This is a genomic window from Streptomyces sp. NPDC048196 (assembly GCF_040652715.1).
GTDB lineage: Bacteria > Actinomycetota > Actinomycetes > Streptomycetales > Streptomycetaceae > Streptomyces > Streptomyces siderophoricus.
The window spans coordinates 19,811-39,128 of the sequence record NZ_JBEZMM010000041.1; the positions used below are offsets into that span (position 1 = coordinate 19,811).

Consider the following 19,318-nt stretch of genomic DNA (forward strand, 5'->3'; position numbering starts at 1 on the left):
GCGCAGGCAACCCTGCGTCGCGGGCGGACGTCCTCCGGGATGGCCGGGTGACGATAAGCGCGACATAAAAGTTGAGTGGACTCGACTCAGGTCTGTTGACAGGTTTTTCTCGGTGTTGCACTCTTGAGCCTGTTCCACTCAAGTCAGCTGGAGGAATCGAAATGGCACGTGCGGTCGGCATCGACCTGGGCACGACGAACTCCGTCGTCAGTGTTCTTGAAGGCGGTGAGCCCACCGTCATCACCAACGCCGAGGGCGCCAGGACCACGCCGTCCGTCGTCGCCTTCGCGAAGAACGGCGAGGTGCTGGTCGGCGAGGTCGCCAAGCGCCAGGCGGTCACCAACGTCGACAGGACCATCCGGTCGGTCAAGCGCCACATGGGCACCGACTGGAAGATCGGCATTGACGGCAAGGACTTCAACCCGCAGCAGATGAGCGCCTTCATCCTGCAGAAGCTCAAGCGGGATGCCGAGGCGTATCTGGGCGAGAAGGTCGTCGACGCGGTCATCACCGTTCCGGCCTACTTCAACGACTCCGAGCGCCAGGCCACCAAGGAGGCCGGTGAGATCGCGGGCCTCAACGTCCTGCGCATCGTCAACGAGCCCACCGCGGCCGCCCTGGCCTACGGCCTGGAGAAGGACGACCAGACCATTCTGGTCTTCGACCTCGGTGGCGGCACCTTCGACGTCTCGCTGCTGGAGATCGGCGACGGCGTCGTCGAGGTGAAGGCCACCAACGGTGACAACCACCTCGGTGGTGACGACTGGGACCAGCGCGTCGTCGACTACCTGGTCAAGCAGTTCCAGAACGGCCACGGCGTCGACCTGTCCAAGGACAAGATGGCGCTGCAGCGTCTGCGCGAGGCTGCCGAGAAGGCGAAGATCGAGCTGTCGTCGTCCACCGAGACGACGATCAACCTGCCCTACATCACCGCCTCGGCCGAGGGCCCGCTGCACCTGGACGAGAAGCTCACCCGCTCGCAGTTCCAGCAGCTGACCGCGGACCTCCTGGAGCGCTGCAAGACCCCGTTCCACAACGTCATCAAGGACGCCGGCATCCAGCTGGCCGAGATCGACCATGTGGTCCTGGTCGGCGGTTCGACCCGTATGCCGGCCGTCGCCGAGCTCGTCAAGGAGCTGACCGGCGGCAAGGACGCCAACAAGGGCGTCAACCCGGACGAGGTCGTGGCCATCGGCGCCACCCTGCAGGCCGGTGTCCTCAAGGGCGAGGTCAAGGACGTCCTCCTGCTGGACGTCACCCCGCTGTCCCTGGGCATCGAGACCAAGGGCGGCATCATGACCAAGCTCATCGAGCGGAACACGACGATCCCGACCAAGCGGTCCGAGATCTTCACCACCGCCGAGGACAACCAGCCGTCCGTGCAGATCCAGGTCTACCAGGGCGAGCGCGAGATCGCGGCGTACAACAAGAAGCTCGGGATGTTCGAGCTGACCGGTCTGCCGCCGGCCCCGCGTGGCGTCCCGCAGATCGAGGTCTCCTTCGACATCGACGCCAACGGCATCATGCACGTGACCGCGAAGGACCTGGGCACGGGCAAGGAGCAGAAGATGACCGTCACCGGCGGCTCCTCGCTGCCGAAGGACGAGGTCGACCGCATGCGGGAGGAGGCCGAGCGGTACGCGGACGAGGACCACAAGCGCCGCGAGGCCGCCGAGGCCCGCAACCAGGGCGAGCAGCTCGTCTACCAGACCGAGAAGTTCCTCAAGGACAACGAGGACAAGGTCCCCGGCGAGGTCAAGACCGAGGTCGAGACCGCCGTCGGTGAGCTGAAGGAGAAGCTCAAGGGCGAGGACACCGCGGAGATCCGCACCGCCACCGAGAAGGTCGCGGCGGTCTCCCAGAAGCTCGGCCAGGCCATGTACGCCGACGCCCAGGCCGCGCAGGGCGCCGAGGGTGCGCCGGCCGGTGAGCAGGCCAAGGCCGACGCCGCCGACGACGTCGTGGACGCCGAGATCGTCGACGACGAGAAGCCCAAGAAGGACGGTGCCGCGTGACGGAGGAGACCCCGGGCTTTGAAGAGAAGCCCGACGTCCCCTCTGACGCCGCAACCCCCGAAGACGCGGCGCAGGAGGCCGAGTCCGCCGACAAGGCGGGCTCGGCCCCGGCCGGGGACGTACAGGACGTAGCGCTCCAGGCGCAGCTGGACCAGGTGCGTACGGCGCTCAACGAGCGCACGGCGGACCTCCAGCGGCTCCAGGCGGAGTACCAGAACTACCGCCGTCGGGTGGAACGGGACCGGGTCGCGGTCAAGGAGATCGCGGTGGCGAACCTCCTGTCCGAGCTCCTTCCCGTGCTCGACGACGTCGGCCGGGCGCGTGAACACGGCGAGCTGGTCGGCGGCTTCAAGTCGGTCGCCGAGTCGCTGGAAACCGTGGTCGCCAAGCTCGGTCTGCAGCAGTTCGGCAAGGAGGGCGAGCCCTTCGACCCGACGATCCACGAGGCCCTGATGCACTCGTACGCGCCCGACGTCACGGAGACGACGTGCGTGGCGATTCTGCAGCCCGGGTATCGCATCGGTGAGCGAACGATCCGCCCCGCGCGGGTCGCCGTCGCCGAACCGCAGCCGGGCGCGCAGAGCGCCAAGTCCGCCTCGGACGAGGACGCCAAGGCTTCGGACGAGGAGAGCGGTGGCCCGGAAGAGGGCTGACGTGAGCACAAACAGAAGAACCGCGCGGGAGGAGGGACGTCGGGGATGAGCACCAAGGACTTCGTCGAGAAGGACTACTACAAGGTCCTCGGCGTCCCGAAGGACGCCACCGAAGCGGAGATCAAGAAGGCGTACCGCAAGCTGGCCCGGGAGAACCACCCGGACGCCAACAAGGGTGACGCCAAGGCCGAGGAGCGCTTCAAGGAGATCTCCGAGGCCAACGACGTCCTGGGGGACGCCAAGCGCCGCAAGGAGTACGACGAGGCGCGCGCGCTGTTCGGCAACGGCGGCTTCCGGCCGGGGCCGGGCGGTGGCGGCAGCTTCAACTTCGACCTGGGCGACCTGTTCGGGGGCTCGGCCGGTGGCGGCGGTGGTGCCGGCGGCTTCGGCGGCGGGCTCGGCGACGTCTTCGGCGGTCTGTTCAACCGCGGCGGCGGTGCGGGTACGCGTACCCAGCCGCGGCGCGGCCAGGACGTCGAGTCCGAGGTGACGCTGAGCTTCACCGAGGCGGTCGACGGGGCCACGGTCCCGCTGCGGATGTCCAGCCAGGCGGCCTGCAAGGCTTGTTCGGGCACCGGCGACAAAAACGGTACGCCTCGGGTCTGTCCGACCTGTGTCGGCACCGGCCAGGTCAGCCGGGGCGCGGGCGGCGGCTTCTCGCTCACCGACCCGTGCGCCGACTGCAAGGGCCGCGGCCTGATCGCGCAGGACCCGTGCGACGTCTGCAAGGGCAGCGGACGGGCCACCAGCGCGCGCACGATGCAGGTCCGCATCCCCGCGGGCGTCTCCGACGGGCAGCGGATCCGGCTGCGCGGCAAGGGCGCTCCCGGTGAACGGGGCGGCCCGGCCGGCGACCTGTACGTGGTCGTGCACGTCGGCGCCCACCCGGTCTTCGGCCGCAAGGGCGACAACCTCACCGTCACGGTGCCGGTCACCTTCCCGGAGGCGGCCCTCGGCGGCGAGGTGAAGGTGCCGACGCTGGGCGGCCCCCCGGTGACGCTGAAGGTGCCGGCCGGCACTCCCAACGGACGCACGATGCGGGCCCGGGGCAAGGGCGCGGCCCGCAAGGACGGCACCCGGGGTGATCTGCTGGTCACCATCGAGGTCGTCGTTCCCCAGGACCTCAGCGACGGCGCGAGGGAAGCGCTGGAGTCCTATCGCGAGGCGACCGCGGGGGCCGACCCGCGGGCGGAGCTGTTCCAGGCCGCGAAGGGAGCTTGAGATGGAGAGCCGGGGCGGGCAGCGTCGTAACCCGTATGAACTGACCGAAGAGTCGCCGGTGTACGTCATCTCCGTCGCGGCTCAGCTCTCCGGCCTGCATCCGCAGACCCTTCGGCAGTACGACCGGCTGGGGCTGGTCTCGCCCGACCGCACGGCCGGGCGGGGCCGCCGCTACTCCGCCCGGGACATCGAGCTGCTCCGCACGGTGCAGCAGCTGTCCCAGGACGAGGGCATCAACCTCGCCGGCATCAAGCGCATCATCGAGCTGGAGAACCAGGTCGCGGCCCTGCAGCAGCGGATCGTCGAGCTGCAGGGCGCCCTGGAGGGCGCGGCCAGCGCGATGCAGCAGCGGGAGGCCGCGGTGCACGCCTCGTATCGGCGCGATCTGGTGCCCTATCAGGACGTGCAGCAGACCAGCGCGCTGGTGGTGTGGCGGCCGAAGCGGTCCGAGTGACGGGCGCCGCGCCCGGCAGTTTCCCGGCCGAGGGCCGGGGTGGTGAGGAGCCGCCCCGGCCCTCGGCCGTGTCCGGGGTGGGCCGCACGGCGGTGCCAAGCCGGGGACGGTCCCGGCGGGACGCTCAGCAGCCGTTGTAGCCCGCCGTCGGCATCGACAGCCGGCGGTGTACCTGTGACTTCATCGCGAGCGTGTAGACCGGCTCGTCGAGGTCGGCGGTCTCCAGCCGGACGCCGGCCGCCGCGCAGCGGGCGCTGAATTCGTCGGCGCCGTCGATGGCGTTCTCCAGCGCCCGCCGATTGGGCGTCACGAAGACGTCGACCAGGCCCTTTTCGACGTCGCGCCACAGCGCGCTGTGGTCGGCGCGCAGGTGATGCAGGGTGAGCTGGCAGGTCAGGTGGTAATCACGGGCCGCCGCCCACTGTTTGCACATGTCGTGCTGGCTGCGGTCGTCGACCAGGAACGGGTCCTCGTCCAGCTCGGACAGCGGCATCAGGCAGGCGATCGCCGTCACTCGGACCGAGTTCATCGTGCCCTCCGGTGCGTGGCGACTGTGGGGGCGACGATACCCCCGAGGGCGGCCCGTGGTGGAGGGGCGGTACCGGGTGGCGAGGCGTAGCCGCAGGCGTGGCAGATCTTCCAGCCGTCCTGATTGACCGCGAGCTGGCCGCCGCAGCGCGGACAGAGCTCGGCGTGCGGGTGTGGACGGGCGGGGTGCGGACGGCGCGGAACGGTCGTCACGATGCGCAAAGCCGACGCCATGGCGCCTCCAGCTGCCTTCTTCCGGCCGGGACGACGCCGAAGTTGTCCGTCGTTGTCCGGTGCTGTTCGGTCCCCGTCGTACTTGGGTACCAGGTGGCGCGGCGACGCCGGATGCGGACGGTCCGTTTTCGGACAGGTCTGGACCAGCGGTCTCCCGGGCGCTCAGGCCCGTCCCATGGCCCTGGTCACCGCGATCTCGATCATGACCCGATCGGGGTTGGGGGCCGGCGTCCGCCCGTACCGCTCGGCATACCGCGCGACGGCGTCGGCCACCGCCTCGGCCTCGGTCCGCACCCGCGCGATGCCCTCCAGGGTCGCCCAACGGCCCCGGTCGACCTGGCACACGGCGACCCGCGCCCCGTCCGGCCCGGCGGCCAGCACGTTCTTGACCTTGGTGCTGTCCTTGCGGGTGATGACCCGCGCGATCCGCTGCCCGGCGTCGTAGGTGACCCCCACCGGAACGACGTGCGGTGTCCCGTCGGGCCGCGGCGTGGTGAGCGTCGGCATCTGGTACTCGCCCCAGAAGGCGAGGTACTCGGGACTGAGGGCGCTGAGGTCGTGGGCCATGCGGGTCAGGGTAATTGGGGGGCAGGCTGGAGGGAGGGCCGGTGCCCGAATCGGGCCGGAGTGGCCTTGAGTGGAATAGACTCAACTTATCGCACGTTGGCATAGGCAGGATGGCTCAGGGAACGTGCGCCGGTACCGGGTACGGGCATGAGTACGAGGAGGATCACAAGGCCGTGGACGCCGAGCTGACCAACAAGAGCCGGGAGGCGCTGAGCGCCGCCAATGAGCGGGCGGTCACCGCCGGGCACGCGGACATGACGTCCGCGCATCTCCTGCTCGCGCTGCTGGCCGGGCAGGACAACGAGAACATCATGGACCTGCTGGCCGCCGTGGAGGCCGACGCCGCCGCGCTGCGCAACGGTGCCGAGCGCCTGCTCTCGGGGCTGCCCAGCGCGCAGGGCTCGACGGTCGCCCCGCCGCAGCCGGACCGCGAGCTGCTGACCGCCATCGCGGACGCCACCCAGCGGGCCAGGGACCTCGGGGACGACTACGTCTCCACCGAGCACCTGCTGATCGGGATCGCCGCCAAGGGCGGGCGCACCGGCGAGCTGCTGGAGCAGCAGGGCGCCTCCGCCAAGAAGCTGCTGGCCGCGTTCGAGGCGACGCGCGGCGGGCAGCGGGTGACCAACCCCGACCCGGAGGGCACGTACAAGGCGCTGGAGAAGTTCGGTACGGACTTCACCGCGGCCGCCCGCGAGGGCAAGCTCGACCCGGTCATCGGCCGGGACCACGAGATCCGGCGGGTGGTGCAGGTGCTCTCCCGCCGGACGAAGAACAACCCGGTGCTGATCGGCGAGCCGGGTGTCGGCAAGACCGCCGTCGTCGAGGGGCTGGCGCAGCGGATCGTCAAGGGCGACGTGCCCGAGTCGCTGCGCAACAAGCGGCTGGTCGCGCTGGACCTGGGGGCGATGGTCGCGGGCGCGAAGTACCGCGGTGAGTTCGAGGAGCGCCTGAAGACCGTCCTGGCGGAGATCAAGTCCAGCGAGGGCCAGATCATCACCTTCATCGACGAGCTGCACACCGTCGTCGGCGCGGGCGCCGGCGGGGACTCGTCGATGGACGCGGGCAACATGCTCAAGCCCATGCTGGCCCGTGGTGAGCTGCGGATGGTCGGTGCGACCACGCTCGACGAGTACCGCGAGCGGATCGAGAAGGACGCCGCGCTGGAGCGGCGCTTCCAGCAGGTGCTGGTCGCCGAGCCGACCGTCGAGGACACGGTGGCGATCCTGCGCGGTCTCAAGGGCCGCTACGAGGCGCACCACAAGGTGCAGATCGCCGACTCCGCGCTGGTCGCCGCGGCCACCCTGTCCGACCGCTACATCACCTCCCGCTTCCTGCCGGACAAGGCGATCGACCTGGTCGACGAGGCCGCGTCCCGGCTCCGGATGGAGATCGACTCCTCGCCCGTGGAGATCGACGAGCTCCAACGAGCCGTCGACCGCCTCAAGATGGAGGAGCTGGCGCTGCGCAACGAGACCGACGCCGGATCCCTCGCGCGCCTGGAGAAGCTGCGCAAGGACCTCGCCGACAAGGAGGAGGAACTGCGCGGGCTGACCGCCCGGTGGGAGAAGGAGAAGCAGAGCCTCAACCGCGTCGGTGAGCTGAAGGAGAAGCTCGACGAACTGCGCGGCCAGGCCGAGCGCGCCCAGCGGGACGGCGACTTCGACACCGCCTCCAAGCTGCTCTACGGCGAGATCCCGGGCGTCGAGCGGGAGCTGGAGGAGGCCGCGGCCGCCGAGGCCGAGCAGGAGGCCGCCAAGGAATCCATGGTCAAGGAGGAGGTCGGCCCGGACGACATCGCGGACGTGGTCGGCTCCTGGACCGGCATCCCGGCCGGCCGCCTCCTGGAGGGCGAGACCCAGAAGCTGCTCCGCATGGAGGAGGAGATCGGCAAGCGGCTGATCGGCCAGAGCGAGGCCGTCCGCTCGGTGTCGGACGCGGTCCGCCGCACCCGCGCCGGGATCGCCGACCCGGACCGGCCCACCGGCTCGTTCCTCTTCCTCGGCCCGACCGGCGTCGGCAAGACCGAGCTGGCCAAGGCGCTCGCCGACTTCCTCTTCGACGACGAGCGGGCGATGGTCCGGATCGACATGTCGGAGTACGGCGAGAAGCACAGCGTCGCCCGCCTGGTCGGCGCGCCGCCCGGTTACGTGGGCTACGAGGAGGGCGGTCAGCTGACGGAGGCGGTCCGCCGCCGCCCGTACAGCGTGATCCTGCTCGACGAGGTGGAGAAGGCGCACACCGAGGTCTTCGACGTCCTGCTCCAGGTGCTCGACGACGGCCGGCTCACCGACGGCCAGGGCCGCACGGTCGACTTCCGGAACACCATCCTGATCCTCACCTCCAACCTGGGCTCCGCCTTCCTGATGGACCCGCTGCTGAAGGAGGAGGAGAAGAAGGAGAGGGTGCTGGAGACCGTCCGCGCGTCCTTCCGGCCCGAATTCCTCAACCGGCTCGACGACGTGGTGGTCTTCCACCCGCTCGGCACGGAACAGCTGCAGCGGATCGCCCGGCTCCAGCTGGACCACCTCCAGCGCCGGCTCGGCGACCGCCGGCTCACCCTGGACGTCACCGACCGCGCGCTGGACTGGCTCGCCTGGCTCGGCCACGAACCGGTCATCGACGCACCCGCGCCCGACCTGTCGTACGGTGCCCGGCCGCTGCGCCGCCTGGTGCAGACGGCCATCGGCGACCAGCTCGCCCGGGCCATCCTGGCCGGCGAGGTGCTCGACGGCGACACCGTACGGGTGGACGTGGACGGCGACGGGGAGCGGCTGACGGTGGCGGCGGCCGGGCACGCCACGGCCTGAGCCGGGGCCGGCCCGGGCGGCGGACCGCCCGCCCGGGCCGCCGGAGCCGCCGGTGGGACATCCCCTTGACCTACACGTTGCCCGCACCGGCCCCGTCCGGGCTTGCCAGGACGGGGCGGATGTGGGGGAGGATGGCAGGGACCATACGAAGGGATTTCCACGGTGAGCATCGACCCGTCCTCGATTCCGAATTTCGGGGGCCAGCCCGAACCGCAGCCGTCGGGGCCTGATGGTCCCGTCCTGCCAGACCAGGACCTGGTCAAGCAGCTCCTCGACCAGATGGAGCTGAAGTACGTAGTCGACGAGGAGGGTGACCTCGCCGCGCCGTGGGAGCAGTTCCGCACGTACTTCATGTTCCGGGGCGAGGAGGAGCAGCAGATCTTCTCCGTCCGCACGTTCTACGACCGTGTCCACGGCCTCGATGAGAAGTCGAAGCTGCTGGAGGCGATCGACGACTGGAACCGCCGGACGCTGTGGCCCAAGGCCTACACCCACACCCATGACGACGGCACGGTCCGTCTGATCGGTGAGGCATCGATGCTGATCGGCACCGGTGTTTCGCTCGAACACTTCGTGTCGAGCACGGTCAGCTGGGTTCGTGCCTCGATCGAATTCGACAAGTGGATCGTCGAGCAGCTCGGTTTGGAGGCCGAGATCGACGGCGATTCCGACGACAAGCCGGGCGAGGAGGAGGGCTGACACCCCCCTTCACCCCCGGACCCGGCTGCGCGGGCCCAGGAGCATCCGCTCCGGGGCCCGCGTCGTCGTGTCGGGGTCCTGGGTGGGGGCCTTCCCGCCGCCGGCTATCCGGCCGCCAGGGCCTTCAGCCGCCCGGCCGCCTCCTGGAGGACCTCGATGCTCTTGCAGAAGGCGAAGCGGACGAACGGGGCGCCCTCGTCCTTGTGGTCGTAGAAGACCGCGTTGGGGATGGCGACGACGCCGGCGCGCTCGGGCAGGGACCGGCAGAAGGCGAAGCCGTCGTTCTCTCCCAAGGGGCGGATGTCGGTGGTGATGAAGTACGTGCCGGTGGGACGGAAGACCTGGAAGCCGGCGTCGGCCAGGCCGGCGGCGAGCACATCGCGCTTGGCGCGCAGGTCGTCGCGCAGGCCGCTGTAGTAGCTGTCGGGCAGGGCCAGGGCCTCGGCGACGGCGTACTGGAAGGGGCCGGCGGAGACGTAGGTGAGGAACTGCTTGGCCGAGCGGACAGCGGTGATCAGCTCCGGCGCCGCGGTGACCCAGCCGACCTTCCAGCCGGTGAAGGAGAAGGTCTTGCCGGCCGAGCTGATCGTGACGGTGCGGTCGCGCATCCCGGGGAAGGACGCCAGGGGCAGGTGCTCGCCCTCGAAGACGAGGTGCTCGTAGACCTCGTCGGTGATCACGAGGAGGTTCCGCTCCACGGCCAGCTCGGCGATCGCGGAGAGCTCCTCGCGGGTCAGCACGGTGCCGGTGGGGTTGTGAGGCGTGTTGAGGAGGATGAGGCGGGTGTCGTCGGTGACCGCCTCCCGCAGCTCGTCGAGGTCGAGGCGGTACGTACCGGATTCCGGCTCGGCGCGCAGGGTCACCGGCACCCGGTGGCCGCCCGCCATGGCGATGCAGGCGGCGTAGGAGTCGTAGTACGGCTCCAGCGCGACGACCTCGTCGCCCGGTTCTAGGAGGGCGAGCAGCGCGGCCGCGATGGCTTCGGTGGCGCCGGCGGTGACCAGGACCTCGGTGTCGGGGTCGTACGAGAGGCCCAGGTGGCCGTAGAAGCGCTCCTGGTGGGCGGCGACGGCGGTGCGCAGCTCGGGGATGCCGGGGCCGGGCGGGTACTGGTTGCCGCGGCCGTCGCGCAGGGCGCGCACCGCCGCCTCCCTGACCTCTTCGGGGCCGTCGGCGTCCGGGAAGCCCTGGCCGAGGTTGAGCGAGCCGGTGCGCACGGCGAGTGCCGACATCTCGGCGAAGATCGTGGTGCCGAATTCGGCGAGGCGGCGATTGAGCAGCGGTCGGTCCATGCGCGCCATCCTGCGCCGAACCTCTGGAGTTCCTCAACTCACCTTCATGGATTGGCATCTGCGGCGGTACTCAACGCGCCATGTCTGACCAGGGGGTGAGTAGTCGTCAACTGTCGTTGTTGGTCGTTGCTGGTCGCCCTCGGACGGCCCAGGGACGGCCCGGCGAACCTGCCAGCGGGCCAGGTAGAGGGGCCCCTCTACCTCGGTAGAGCCCCCCGGTAGAGGGGGCTGACCTGCGAGGTAGAAGGGGGTAGAGGGGGTAGCGCCACCACCCCAGCAGCGCTGCTAGACCTAGCAGCGCGGGGTGCTAGGTCTAGCACCCCCGCTAGCGCCCCAAAGGGCCCGTGATCAGGCGCCTAGCGTCTAGCACCTGGTCTGGCCCGCCCCCGGAAACTGCGCTGACGCGCGAGTTGACTCATGGCCCTTCCCGCTAGCTCGGTAAGAGCTTGCCGGCCGTCTTGAGGCCGTGGTCCGCGTGTGTCCGAGGAGCGGATTTCTGCGTCATCGCGTCACGCACGTCATTTGTGGCTCTGACCTGTGGTTATGCGGTGACGCGGGCAGTTCTGGGTGTGTCACGGGGCTGTCCGGCCGCAACACGGTGCCGACCGCCCCCTCTTAAGAGCCTGCCTTGACGATGGCAGCCGGTACCGGGCCGATGGCCGGTCCCCCCTCTCCTCAGGTCCGCTACTGCCGCTACCGCCGCTACCGTGCAGGTCAGAGCCATGATCAAGGTAGCGGCAAGGCGTGCGGGTAGCGGATAGCTCCCGCTACCGGTCGCAGGGGCGCGAAGGCGCCGTGGTCTGCGTCTGTCCGAGGTGCGGATTTCTGCGTCACCGCGTCACCTGCGACACCCGGCACCTCTGACCTGCACTTTTCGGGTGACGCAGAGGTTTGGAGGTGCGTCAACGGTGACGCGGGCGTCCGTCAACGATGTCGCAGGTGACGCAGCGGTGACGCAGGATTCACCGTCTGCGTCACCGCTGTATGCGCAGGTCACAGGGCGTTTTTCATGATCAGGTGACGCGGTGACGCAGCCTTCCCCTACTTAGGAAAGAGGGGGCGTCTTTCGTAGTTGGGTGCGCCTCAAGGCTGAAGAAGGAGCCGCTTCGCGGCGCGACCATCGGGCGGCGCCGCGGCGCCGAACAGCAAGAAGAGCACCCTGCCTGGCACGGAGCGGGCGCCGGTGCTCTTCTTGCTTGTCCTACCAGGGCGATTCGTGGCCCGGCGGCCGGACGCGTTGAAAGGCTGGAAGGACCGCCCTCCGGGCGGACGACTCTCGGGGGCGCCTCAACGCTCCGGAGCGCCAGACGGACGGCGACTGCGAGTCGGGGCGGCCGGGCGAGGCTCTTAGTAGAGCTGGAGGAGGTTTCTCCTTCGTCGCGACTCAAGCGACTCAGCGCGTCTCAACGCAGGTCAGAGGATAGGCGCCTGAGACGCGCACTGCGGCTCATCGTGACTCAGGCCGTGACTCAAACCGGGCCCCGTCGTCGGCCACCATGGCTTTTCAGGAGGGCGGGGCAGCCCCGGCTGATGGAGGAAGGTGGTGGAGGTGCCGGAATCTGATGGAGAACTCCACCAGACGGTCCACCGCCCACCTCACCAGCCCTCAGCTGCATAAACGGCACCTCGGTGGACCTGGTGGACCTGATGGAGGTGACCCTCCAGCGGGATTCACAAGCCCCCCTTTCGGGTCTTGAGGCCCCTCCTCCTGCGTCTCCCGTCTGTAGAGCCGCGGTGTCTCCCACACGGAGCGGAAAGCGGTCCAGGGCGGGGGTCCGGTGGGCTGCCGGCCGCCCCGCCCGGGGAGCCTCAGAGGGCCTTCCAAGGAAGGAGCTGGACGGCGCCCCTTGGAAGGCCCTCTGCGCGTCGACAGCGGCAGGGCAGAGAAACCACCTCCCCGGCCCGGGGTGGTGTCTTCAAGGCTGCCTGAGTCGCGATGCGCGTCTCATCGCGGCTCAGGCGCGCCCCCTCTGACCTGCGGTGAGTCGCCTGAGTCGCGATGAGACGCTGTTTTCAGCATTGTGGGGCGAACTCCCGCGCCTCCTGAAAAGCCTTCCGGCATCGGGGCGGGCCGCTGTCGCCGTCCGGCCGGAACTCTCGACCGCTTGGGCGCCTGAGGGTCGCCCGCCGAAGGCGGTCCTTTCAGCTCTTTGCCCGGACCCGCACCGGACCGGTAGCGGGAGTTATCCGCTACCCGCACCCCTTGCCGCTACCTTGATCATGGCTCTGACCTGCACGGTAGCGGCGGTAGCGGCAGTAGCGGACTTCCCAGGGGAGGGGGGTTACTGCGGCAGGAAGCCAGGCTTCTCCTGTCCAAGCTGACGGAGGTGCGCAAGGTACTCCTGCGCAGAGGGCTCGGAAGCGTACCGGCGCTTCATTTCAGCAGCCAGTTCGCGGCTCGTCATGATGAGAGAGGGGACCGACTGGCGCTCCCCTTCAAGGGCGCGTTCGCCCATGATGAGCGCCTGTTCAAGGTCACCTTCGCGGGCCGCAGTGACGCCCAACGTGACACGGGCTTCCGCGTTGCGCATCGGCATCCGTTCCATGCCGTCGAAGTCCGTGCCCGCCCGGAGCACTTCCTCCGCCAGAGTCCGGGCAAGCTTGTCTTCGCCCACCAGGCGGTAGCAGTCCATCGCGTAGAAGTCGAACTTCGCCGGGTCCACAACGAAGTGGTTGTCGAGGTTCTCGGGGTGTGGCATCCCCTCCAGCAGCCGACGCCCCTTATCGAGCGCTACCTCGACCTGCCGGCGGTCGCCCAGCCGTGCCCATGCCTTGGCCTCTTGCGCGGCAAGCTGCACAGCAACGCCGTGGTGCGCCGCCAGCTCTCCCCCAGCCTGTGCCGCCGCGACAACGCCGCGGTAGTCGCCGGTAGTGAGAGCGAACCACGCGCGCATCTCGTGGGCCCATCCACCGATCTCAGCGTGTTCGGCCTCGGTCGCGAGCGAGAGTGCGGCCCGGCGCGTGGACTCAGCGGCGTGACGGTTTCCCGTGTCGTACTCGACACACCCCACCAGCAGGGCAAGCCAGCCGGAGAGCGCCAGCACCTCCCGATGCTGTGCGAGCGTGAGGCTCTTGGAATGGAGGTCCACAACGCGGCGCAGCCACTGCCGCCCCTCAAGGAGGAGCTGCTCGCTCGGCATGTACGGGTACTCAGAGCAGAGTCGATCTGCCGTCATACGCAGAGCATCGAGCGTGGCAGCATCCACATCGGAACGGCTGAGGCGGCTCACGATCTCCAGCGTTTCCATGCCGCTGGCTGCGAGGATCTCCCTGTCGCCATCCCGGCGCGCCGGAGCGGGGAACAGTGCGTGTGTCACGGTGCCGAACACGGCCGCCAGGAGCGGCCGGTAGAACTCGTTCGGGATCTGCCCGGACTCCCACCGCTTCCACTGTCGGATCATGCTCTCGTCGCCAGGGAGCTCTTCTGTGGCGTGAGCTCGGAGCGCCCTCACGGCATCTCGCTGAGACCAGTCGCGAGCCGCCCGCTCGGCCGCGATGCGTCGTGCCCATGCGGGCCTGTCGTCGCTCATGCGCCCTCCTCCGAGTACCTACCTGCTGAGTCTCGCGCGGAGACCGTGGGGACAGGCAAGGGGACAGCGAGGTGACACCGGACATGTCCCCGCCTCCCGGCAACGCCCCCTCTGTGTCACTTACGGCACACGCTCCGTTTCCCGCAAGGTGGTTGCAGATCACGCACCACTCGGGACGGAGCTGCTTTCCAGCGCTGCGACCCGTTCAGCCAACGCCTGAATCTGGGAGCGGATTTCCTTGATCTCGTCGCGCACGTCGTTGTTCGGGGCAGCACCGTCGCTGACGAAGTTGCCGAGATTCCCGGCTGAGACGATCAGCCCTTCAGCTCGGAGTGAAGCCAGCCCGTTCTGGATCGTCTGGCTTGCGAATCCGAAGCGTTCGACCAGGTCTCGCTGTGACGGCAGACGGTCGCCGGGCTTCATCTTCTTGATGTCCTCGCGGAGGGCGTCCGCGACTTGTTCCGCCTTCGGTTTGGGCCCGCCTGTGACAGTCATGCCCTGAGGTTACCCACCAGAGCGGACTAGCGCACACCACCGCACGGGGGTTGTGCACCACAGCGGACTAGTGCAAGCTAGTCGACGAGCGGGCCGCCCGATCCGGGGCGTGATTCCGCGTAGAAAAGCCCTGGTCAAAGCTGGGGCGCCACCAGGGAGCGGCCACCCACCGCCAAGCAGACAGCCGCTCCCCGACCCACGAAGGGGCACTTCCATGATGCCTGGAATCGTCAGCGACCGGCTCACCGCTGGTCAGGTCGTCGACAACCTTGACGTGTTCGGTGAGCCCGAGACGGGTGCACCGACGCGCGTCACGCTGCAGTTCCGAACCTGCCTCTCGTTCGGTGAGCTGCTTGCCCTGCTGGTGTTCACCCCGGGGCTGAACCTGCTGTGGGAGGAACTGGACGACGATGACGCGGTCCGCTGGGCGGTGCACTTCGCTGCGCTGACCGCCGACGTGATGGACCTGTACTACCTGGCTGCGTACGCCACGGCCCTCTACCAGGGGGCTGAGGTGGTGGAGACGGGGCGTGTGTACCCGACCGTGGACGGCGAGTACCTGACCGCGGTCGGCCGCGCCGTGACGCGGGTCTTCGGGGTGGCGGCATGACCGTCATCGCTCCCGAACGCAAGTGGACCCGTGCCGCCGACGGCCGGCAGATGACCGTCACCTTCGCCGGGGAGGTGCCTGCCGAGCCCGGAGCTCAGCCGCAACCGTTGCGGGCGCCGGACACCCCCCTGGGCAAGGCTCGGCTGCGGCGTGGCTGGTCGCGTGAACGGACTGTGCGGGCGCTGATGGCGCTTGCGGACCGCTGGGGCTGGCAGGTCGCCACCGAGAACTCGCTGAAGGTGCAGTTGCACCGCTGGGAGCACCAGCAGGGCAGGCCCAGCGAGACGTACCGGGTCCTGCTGTGCGCTCTGTTCCAGTCGTCGCCTGACGCCCTGGGATTCACCGGTCCTGCCCGGCAGGCCAGCCCCTCCGCCCTGCGGGACCGGGTGGAGTCGCTGGAAGCCCTGGTCCTGCAACTGACGGACGCGCTCGCCCAGGTGCGGGAGGTGGCCTCATGAGCACCCCCACACGGCAGGTGCGAGCCCTGTTCGCCCACGTGCCCGCTGCCCCGCACGGCGCGCTCCCGAGGCGCCGTGCGGGCGCCACGGGGGTGCTGTCGGTACCCGTGGCGGGCATGGAGCTGTGCCGGGAGGAGACCGCAGCAGCACTGTTCGAGGTCTACAGCGACGAATACGGCGTGCCCGGCATGACCACGGACACCCTGTACGACCTGCTGGGCGCGGCCGTGTTCGAGCTGGGCCCGGCCGGTCTGCTGGAGGTCACTGAAACGTTCTCAGAACTGGAGGCGGCCGAGTTTCCCGAGGTGGGCACCTGCCGCTGGTACGCCTACCGACTGGCCGTGTCGTTCTGGTACGAGGGGGCGCGGTCGCGTCCTATGACCGCCGGTGAAGCCGCCGCCGCCCTCTACCTGTCCGACCATGCCCGCCACGCGGGCACCCACGGCACTGACCCGCGCCATCTGGCCCGGCACGTCCGTCAGGGTGCCGGACGGGTGCCCACGGCCGCGCTGCTGCGTCTCGGGTCGGCTGTGGGCGCGGACCTAGCCCGCGTCCCCGACCCGCGGGGCGACGGCGGATGGCTCTATCGGCGCCTGATGCCCGACCGGCAACGCGCCCGCCGCTGCTTCGACCTCATCCGCAGCAACATCCCCGTATCCCTGCCGCTCATCGTTCGGACCGATGACGGCGACTACCTGACCGGCGCCACCCCGCCGCCGGGGCCCGGCAACCGGTGGGCCCGCCCGCTGAAGGCGCAGTGGTGAGCGCCATCGGCCCGATCGACCGGACGTCGCTGCGGCCAATCGACCCGATGAACAGCCGGGTCGACACCGCCGATGCCCACCCGATTTCCGCGCCGATCCGCGGGGGGCATTTGGTTCGCGACCTGCGGCCCTTGGCCCGACTCGACGCCGCCGGCCGGAGGGCTCTGACCGGCGTGACGACCCGCGTCACACCCGGCGTCACACCCAATCCACCGACCCGATCGACGCGCGTTCGGCCCCTGCCGTGCTGGCCGACCCGATCGGTGAACGGTCTACCCCTGGCTTGCGCGAATCGACCCGCACGGCGCCGTGCGGCGGTCGAACGATCGCCCCGACTGTTGCGCGGTGCCCGCGTGAACACCCATGAACGGCCTAGCGAACGGAATAGCCCAAGCCATGAACGCGGTGACGGCGCCGTGAACACGGTGAACGGCCCCGTGAACGAATCAACCCGCCCCATGAACACGGTGAACAGCGCCGTGAACGCCACTCCCAACACACCGGACCACGGACACGAGGAGTCGCCACACCATGGCCACTGAAGCCACCGACGCGCGCGCCGTTCTGCGTGGCGGTCTCCCGGACCGCTACCTCACCCCTGAAGACCTGGTCACCATGTTCAGCCTGCCGAGCGTCGAAACGGTCTACCAGTGGCGCCGCAAGCGCACTGGCCCGCCCGCCTTCCGCGTCGGCAAGCACCTCCGCTTCGACCCGGCCGCCGTCCACGCCTGGGTCGCCCAGCAGGCCACCCTCACCGACGCAGCCTGAACCGCGCGGCGCGCGGCAACCGCGCGGCTCCAACCGCGCGCCGCGCGGCAGGGAGGACACCCCACCCGGATCAGGGAGGGAGGGAGAACTCCCTAACCGCCTCCCTGCCCCGCCTCCCTCTGCCTGACCAGGCCAAACAGCCCCACAGGGAGGCAGGGAGGCGCATCTCAGCACCCCCGAAAACCACCCCAAGAAGCCTCTTTCGGCCCCTGCCTCCGCCTCCCTCCCCGGGCGGCAACCCGGGCCCTACCACCCACCACCACGAAGGACCCCCACCACATGGCAGGCCACATTCAAGACCGCTGGTACAAGACCGAAACTGACGCCGACGGCAAGACCTGCCGGATCAAGACCGACCGGTACGGCACGGGCATGCGCTACCGGGCCCGCTACGTCGGCCCCGACGGAACCGAGAAGTCCAAGAGCTTCCCTGACAGGCAGAAGCGTCTCGCCGAGAAGTGGCTCAGTGCTATCGAGACGGACATGACGCGCGGTCAGTACACCGACCCGAAGTCCATGCAGATCACGTTCCGGCAGTACGCCGAGAAGTGGTTGGACAGCAAGACCTCCAGCCCGATGAGTCGGAAGGAACTCGGCCGGCGCCTGCGGCTGCATGCGTACCCGGTGCTTGGCTCGCGACCGATCGGAACCTTCCGGCCGGAGCACATCAGGGACCTGGTCTCAGCCCTGGAAGGGAAGCCCAACGTAGGTCCCTCCTATGCTCGGAACATCTTCGCGGACGTTCAGTCGGTTCTGTCCGCTGCTGTCGACGACACGCTGCTGTCCCGTAACCCGTGCAGTGCACGCACCGTCCGGCGGCCCAAGCCTGCGCCGCGCCTCGTCGTTCCGTGGGCGCCCACTCAGGTGTTCGGCGTTCGATCGGCTCTTCCGGAGCGGTATCAAACGATGGTCGATGTTGGTGCCGGATGCGGTCCGCGTCAGGGCGAGATCTTCGGGTTGGCAGAGGATGCCATCGATTTCGGCGGGCGCACGCTCCGCGTAGTTCGGCAGATCAAGCACGTGGAAGGGCACCCGGTGTTCGCTCTCCCCAAGGGCGGCAAGACGCGGGAGGCGCCGTTGCCTGACTACGTGGCGGAGTCTCTCCGGGCGCATATGGACGCCTTCAAGCCCGAGGAGATCACACTGCCCTGGGAGACGCCGGAAGGTCCGCTGGTGTCCTTCCGGCTGATCTTTACCGCTGAGCAAGGCGGCATGGTGTGGAGGAGCAACTTCAACGGCAAGGAGTGGAAGCCCGCTCTCGCGGCCGCTGGGCTCATCCCGGAAGCGGACGATGACGGCAAGTACGAATCGGCGCGCGAGCACGGCATGCACGCCCTCCGGCACTTCTACGCATCCGCGCTGCTGGACGCGGGCGAGAACATCAAGGCCGTCAGCGAGTACATGGGGCATGCTGATCCCGCCCTGACGCTGCGGGTGTACGCCCACCTGATGCCCGACAGCCGCGAGCGTGCCCGCCGGGCCATCGACACCGTGTTTCAGCGTCTCTCCCACGAAGATCACGGCCCACAGACGGCCCCGTGAGGCACGGACGGCCCGTGAACTGCCCTTATGCGCAGGTCAGGGGCCGTCTCGCCTGAGGAACCCTCAGAAGTTCCTCAACTGTGCTTTGAGACGCGGAGGGCGAGGGCATCAGCCCCAGCACACAAGGACGGAAGCGGTCGCCGACGCGGCGGCCGGCGGCCCGGGAGGGGCCGTGACGGCGCACCGGGCGCCGGACGGAGCGATGCGCCCCCACTGCCTGAAGGGCGGGGGAGGTGCCCCACGCTTCGGGGGGAGCGAAAGGAGTGTGAGGCAGATGATGGGGCTCGTATTCTTCGGGCTGGTCTGTGCGGTGGTGCTCGGGGTCGTGGCCCTGGCCGTGCGGAACGGGGGCGGCACACGCGGCGGGAGCTCGGCCGGCGCCAGCTGGTGGGCGGGTGGCGACTCGGGGTCGGGCGGCCACCACGGCGGGCACCACGGTGGTGGCCACGGCGGCGGGCACCACGGCGGGCACTCGTGCGGCGGCGGCGGTGGTGGCTGCGGCGGTGGCGGGGGCTGCGGCGGAGGGTCCTGAACCGTACACATGCGGGTGGCCCATGCCCTTCCGCATATGCGCCCGGCGGGCCGGGAAACGAGCACCAACGCCCGCTGGGCGCAAGGTAGTTGAACAGATGAACTGCTAGGCCCTCTAGGGGATGGAAACCCCCAGGAGATGGGTAA

General features: G+C 69.4%; 16 protein-coding genes. 11 read left to right on the top strand and 5 right to left on the bottom strand.

From position 1 onward, the window contains the following. Positions 1-161: 161 nt before the first annotated feature. The 4 genes from dnaK to AB0E02_RS29740 are packed head-to-tail and all read left to right on the top strand — an operon-like array spanning position 162 to position 4,343. Positions 162-2,015, top strand: coding sequence for a molecular chaperone DnaK (dnaK, locus tag AB0E02_RS29725; RefSeq protein ID WP_201811623.1), 1,854 nt, complete (start codon positions 162-164; stop codon positions 2,013-2,015). Continuing rightward, on the top strand, positions 2,012-2,668 hold the full coding sequence (grpE, locus tag AB0E02_RS29730; RefSeq protein ID WP_310728446.1) for a nucleotide exchange factor GrpE: 657 nt from the start codon (positions 2,012-2,014) through the stop codon (positions 2,666-2,668). The genes dnaK and grpE overlap by 4 nt, the downstream gene beginning before the upstream one ends. Positions 2,669-2,713: 45 nt before the next feature. Beyond that, positions 2,714-3,889 carry a molecular chaperone DnaJ gene (gene dnaJ / locus AB0E02_RS29735; RefSeq protein WP_362144723.1) on the top strand — a complete coding sequence of 392 codons (1,176 nt, stop codon included), beginning with the start codon at positions 2,714-2,716 and terminating at the stop codon, positions 3,887-3,889. A gap of 1 nt (position 3,890) precedes the next feature. Then, the gene (locus AB0E02_RS29740; protein WP_362144726.1) at positions 3,891-4,343 is read left to right on the top strand and encodes a helix-turn-helix domain-containing protein; all 453 of its coding nucleotides are present in this window, start codon (positions 3,891-3,893) and stop codon (positions 4,341-4,343) included. A gap of 124 nt (positions 4,344-4,467) precedes the next feature. On the opposite strand, the gene AB0E02_RS29745 is transcribed toward AB0E02_RS29740, so the two are convergent. Together AB0E02_RS29745 and AB0E02_RS29750 are read right to left on the bottom strand one after the other, a co-directional pair. Then, positions 4,468-4,872, bottom strand: coding sequence for a hypothetical protein (locus tag AB0E02_RS29745; RefSeq protein WP_030414445.1), 405 nt, complete (start codon positions 4,870-4,872; stop codon positions 4,468-4,470). Positions 4,873-5,267: 395 nt separating this feature from the next. Continuing rightward, on the bottom strand, positions 5,268-5,672 hold the full coding sequence (locus tag AB0E02_RS29750; protein ID WP_362144730.1) for a pyridoxamine 5'-phosphate oxidase family protein: 405 nt from the start codon (positions 5,670-5,672) through the stop codon (positions 5,268-5,270). A gap of 173 nt (positions 5,673-5,845) precedes the next feature. Here AB0E02_RS29750 and clpB point away from each other — a divergent pair, with 173 nt between their 5' ends. Further along, entirely contained in the window at positions 5,846-8,482 is a 2,637-nt protein-coding gene (clpB, locus tag AB0E02_RS29755; protein WP_362144843.1) for an ATP-dependent chaperone ClpB, read from the top strand. 162 nt (positions 8,483-8,644) lie between these two features. Then, positions 8,645-9,181, top strand: a complete 537-nt coding sequence (locus tag AB0E02_RS29760) for a YbjN domain-containing protein (RefSeq protein ID WP_030414448.1) — start codon at positions 8,645-8,647, stop codon at positions 9,179-9,181. Between the two features lie 104 nt (positions 9,182-9,285). On the opposite strand, the gene AB0E02_RS29765 is transcribed toward AB0E02_RS29760, so the two are convergent. The 3 genes from AB0E02_RS29765 to AB0E02_RS29775 form a co-directional block, all read right to left on the bottom strand. Continuing rightward, positions 9,286-10,473, bottom strand: coding sequence for a pyridoxal phosphate-dependent aminotransferase (locus tag AB0E02_RS29765; RefSeq protein WP_362144735.1), 1,188 nt, complete (start codon positions 10,471-10,473; stop codon positions 9,286-9,288). A gap of 2,282 nt (positions 10,474-12,755) precedes the next feature. Then, complete coding sequence (locus tag AB0E02_RS29770) at positions 12,756-14,003, bottom strand: XRE family transcriptional regulator (protein ID WP_362144738.1); 1,248 nt, start codon at positions 14,001-14,003, stop codon at positions 12,756-12,758. Positions 14,004-14,162: 159 nt separating this feature from the next. Continuing rightward, a complete protein-coding gene (locus AB0E02_RS29775; protein WP_362144741.1) occupies positions 14,163-14,498 on the bottom strand; it encodes a winged helix-turn-helix domain-containing protein in 336 nt (111 codons plus the stop codon). Positions 14,499-14,712: 214 nt separating this feature from the next. On the opposite strand from AB0E02_RS29775, the gene AB0E02_RS29780 reads away from it, so the two are divergent. From AB0E02_RS29780 to AB0E02_RS29800, 5 genes are all read left to right on the top strand, one after another. Then, positions 14,713-15,108, top strand: coding sequence for a hypothetical protein (locus tag AB0E02_RS29780; RefSeq protein WP_362144744.1), 396 nt, complete (start codon positions 14,713-14,715; stop codon positions 15,106-15,108). Beyond that, a complete protein-coding gene (locus AB0E02_RS29785) occupies positions 15,105-15,566 on the top strand; it encodes an XRE family transcriptional regulator (protein WP_362144747.1) in 462 nt (153 codons plus the stop codon). The genes AB0E02_RS29780 and AB0E02_RS29785 overlap by 4 nt, the downstream gene beginning before the upstream one ends. Next, on the top strand, positions 15,563-16,330 hold the full coding sequence (locus tag AB0E02_RS29790; RefSeq protein ID WP_362144749.1) for a hypothetical protein: 768 nt from the start codon (positions 15,563-15,565) through the stop codon (positions 16,328-16,330). Before AB0E02_RS29785 ends, AB0E02_RS29790 begins: the two co-directional genes overlap by 4 nt. A 531-nt stretch (positions 16,331-16,861) precedes the next feature. After that, positions 16,862-17,098, top strand: a complete 237-nt coding sequence (locus AB0E02_RS29795; RefSeq protein WP_362144752.1) for a helix-turn-helix domain-containing protein — start codon at positions 16,862-16,864, stop codon at positions 17,096-17,098. 279 nt (positions 17,099-17,377) lie between these two features. Beyond that, the gene (locus AB0E02_RS29800) at positions 17,378-18,640 is read left to right on the top strand and encodes a site-specific integrase (protein ID WP_362144753.1); all 1,263 of its coding nucleotides are present in this window, start codon (positions 17,378-17,380) and stop codon (positions 18,638-18,640) included. Positions 18,641-19,318: the final 678 nt, after the last annotated feature.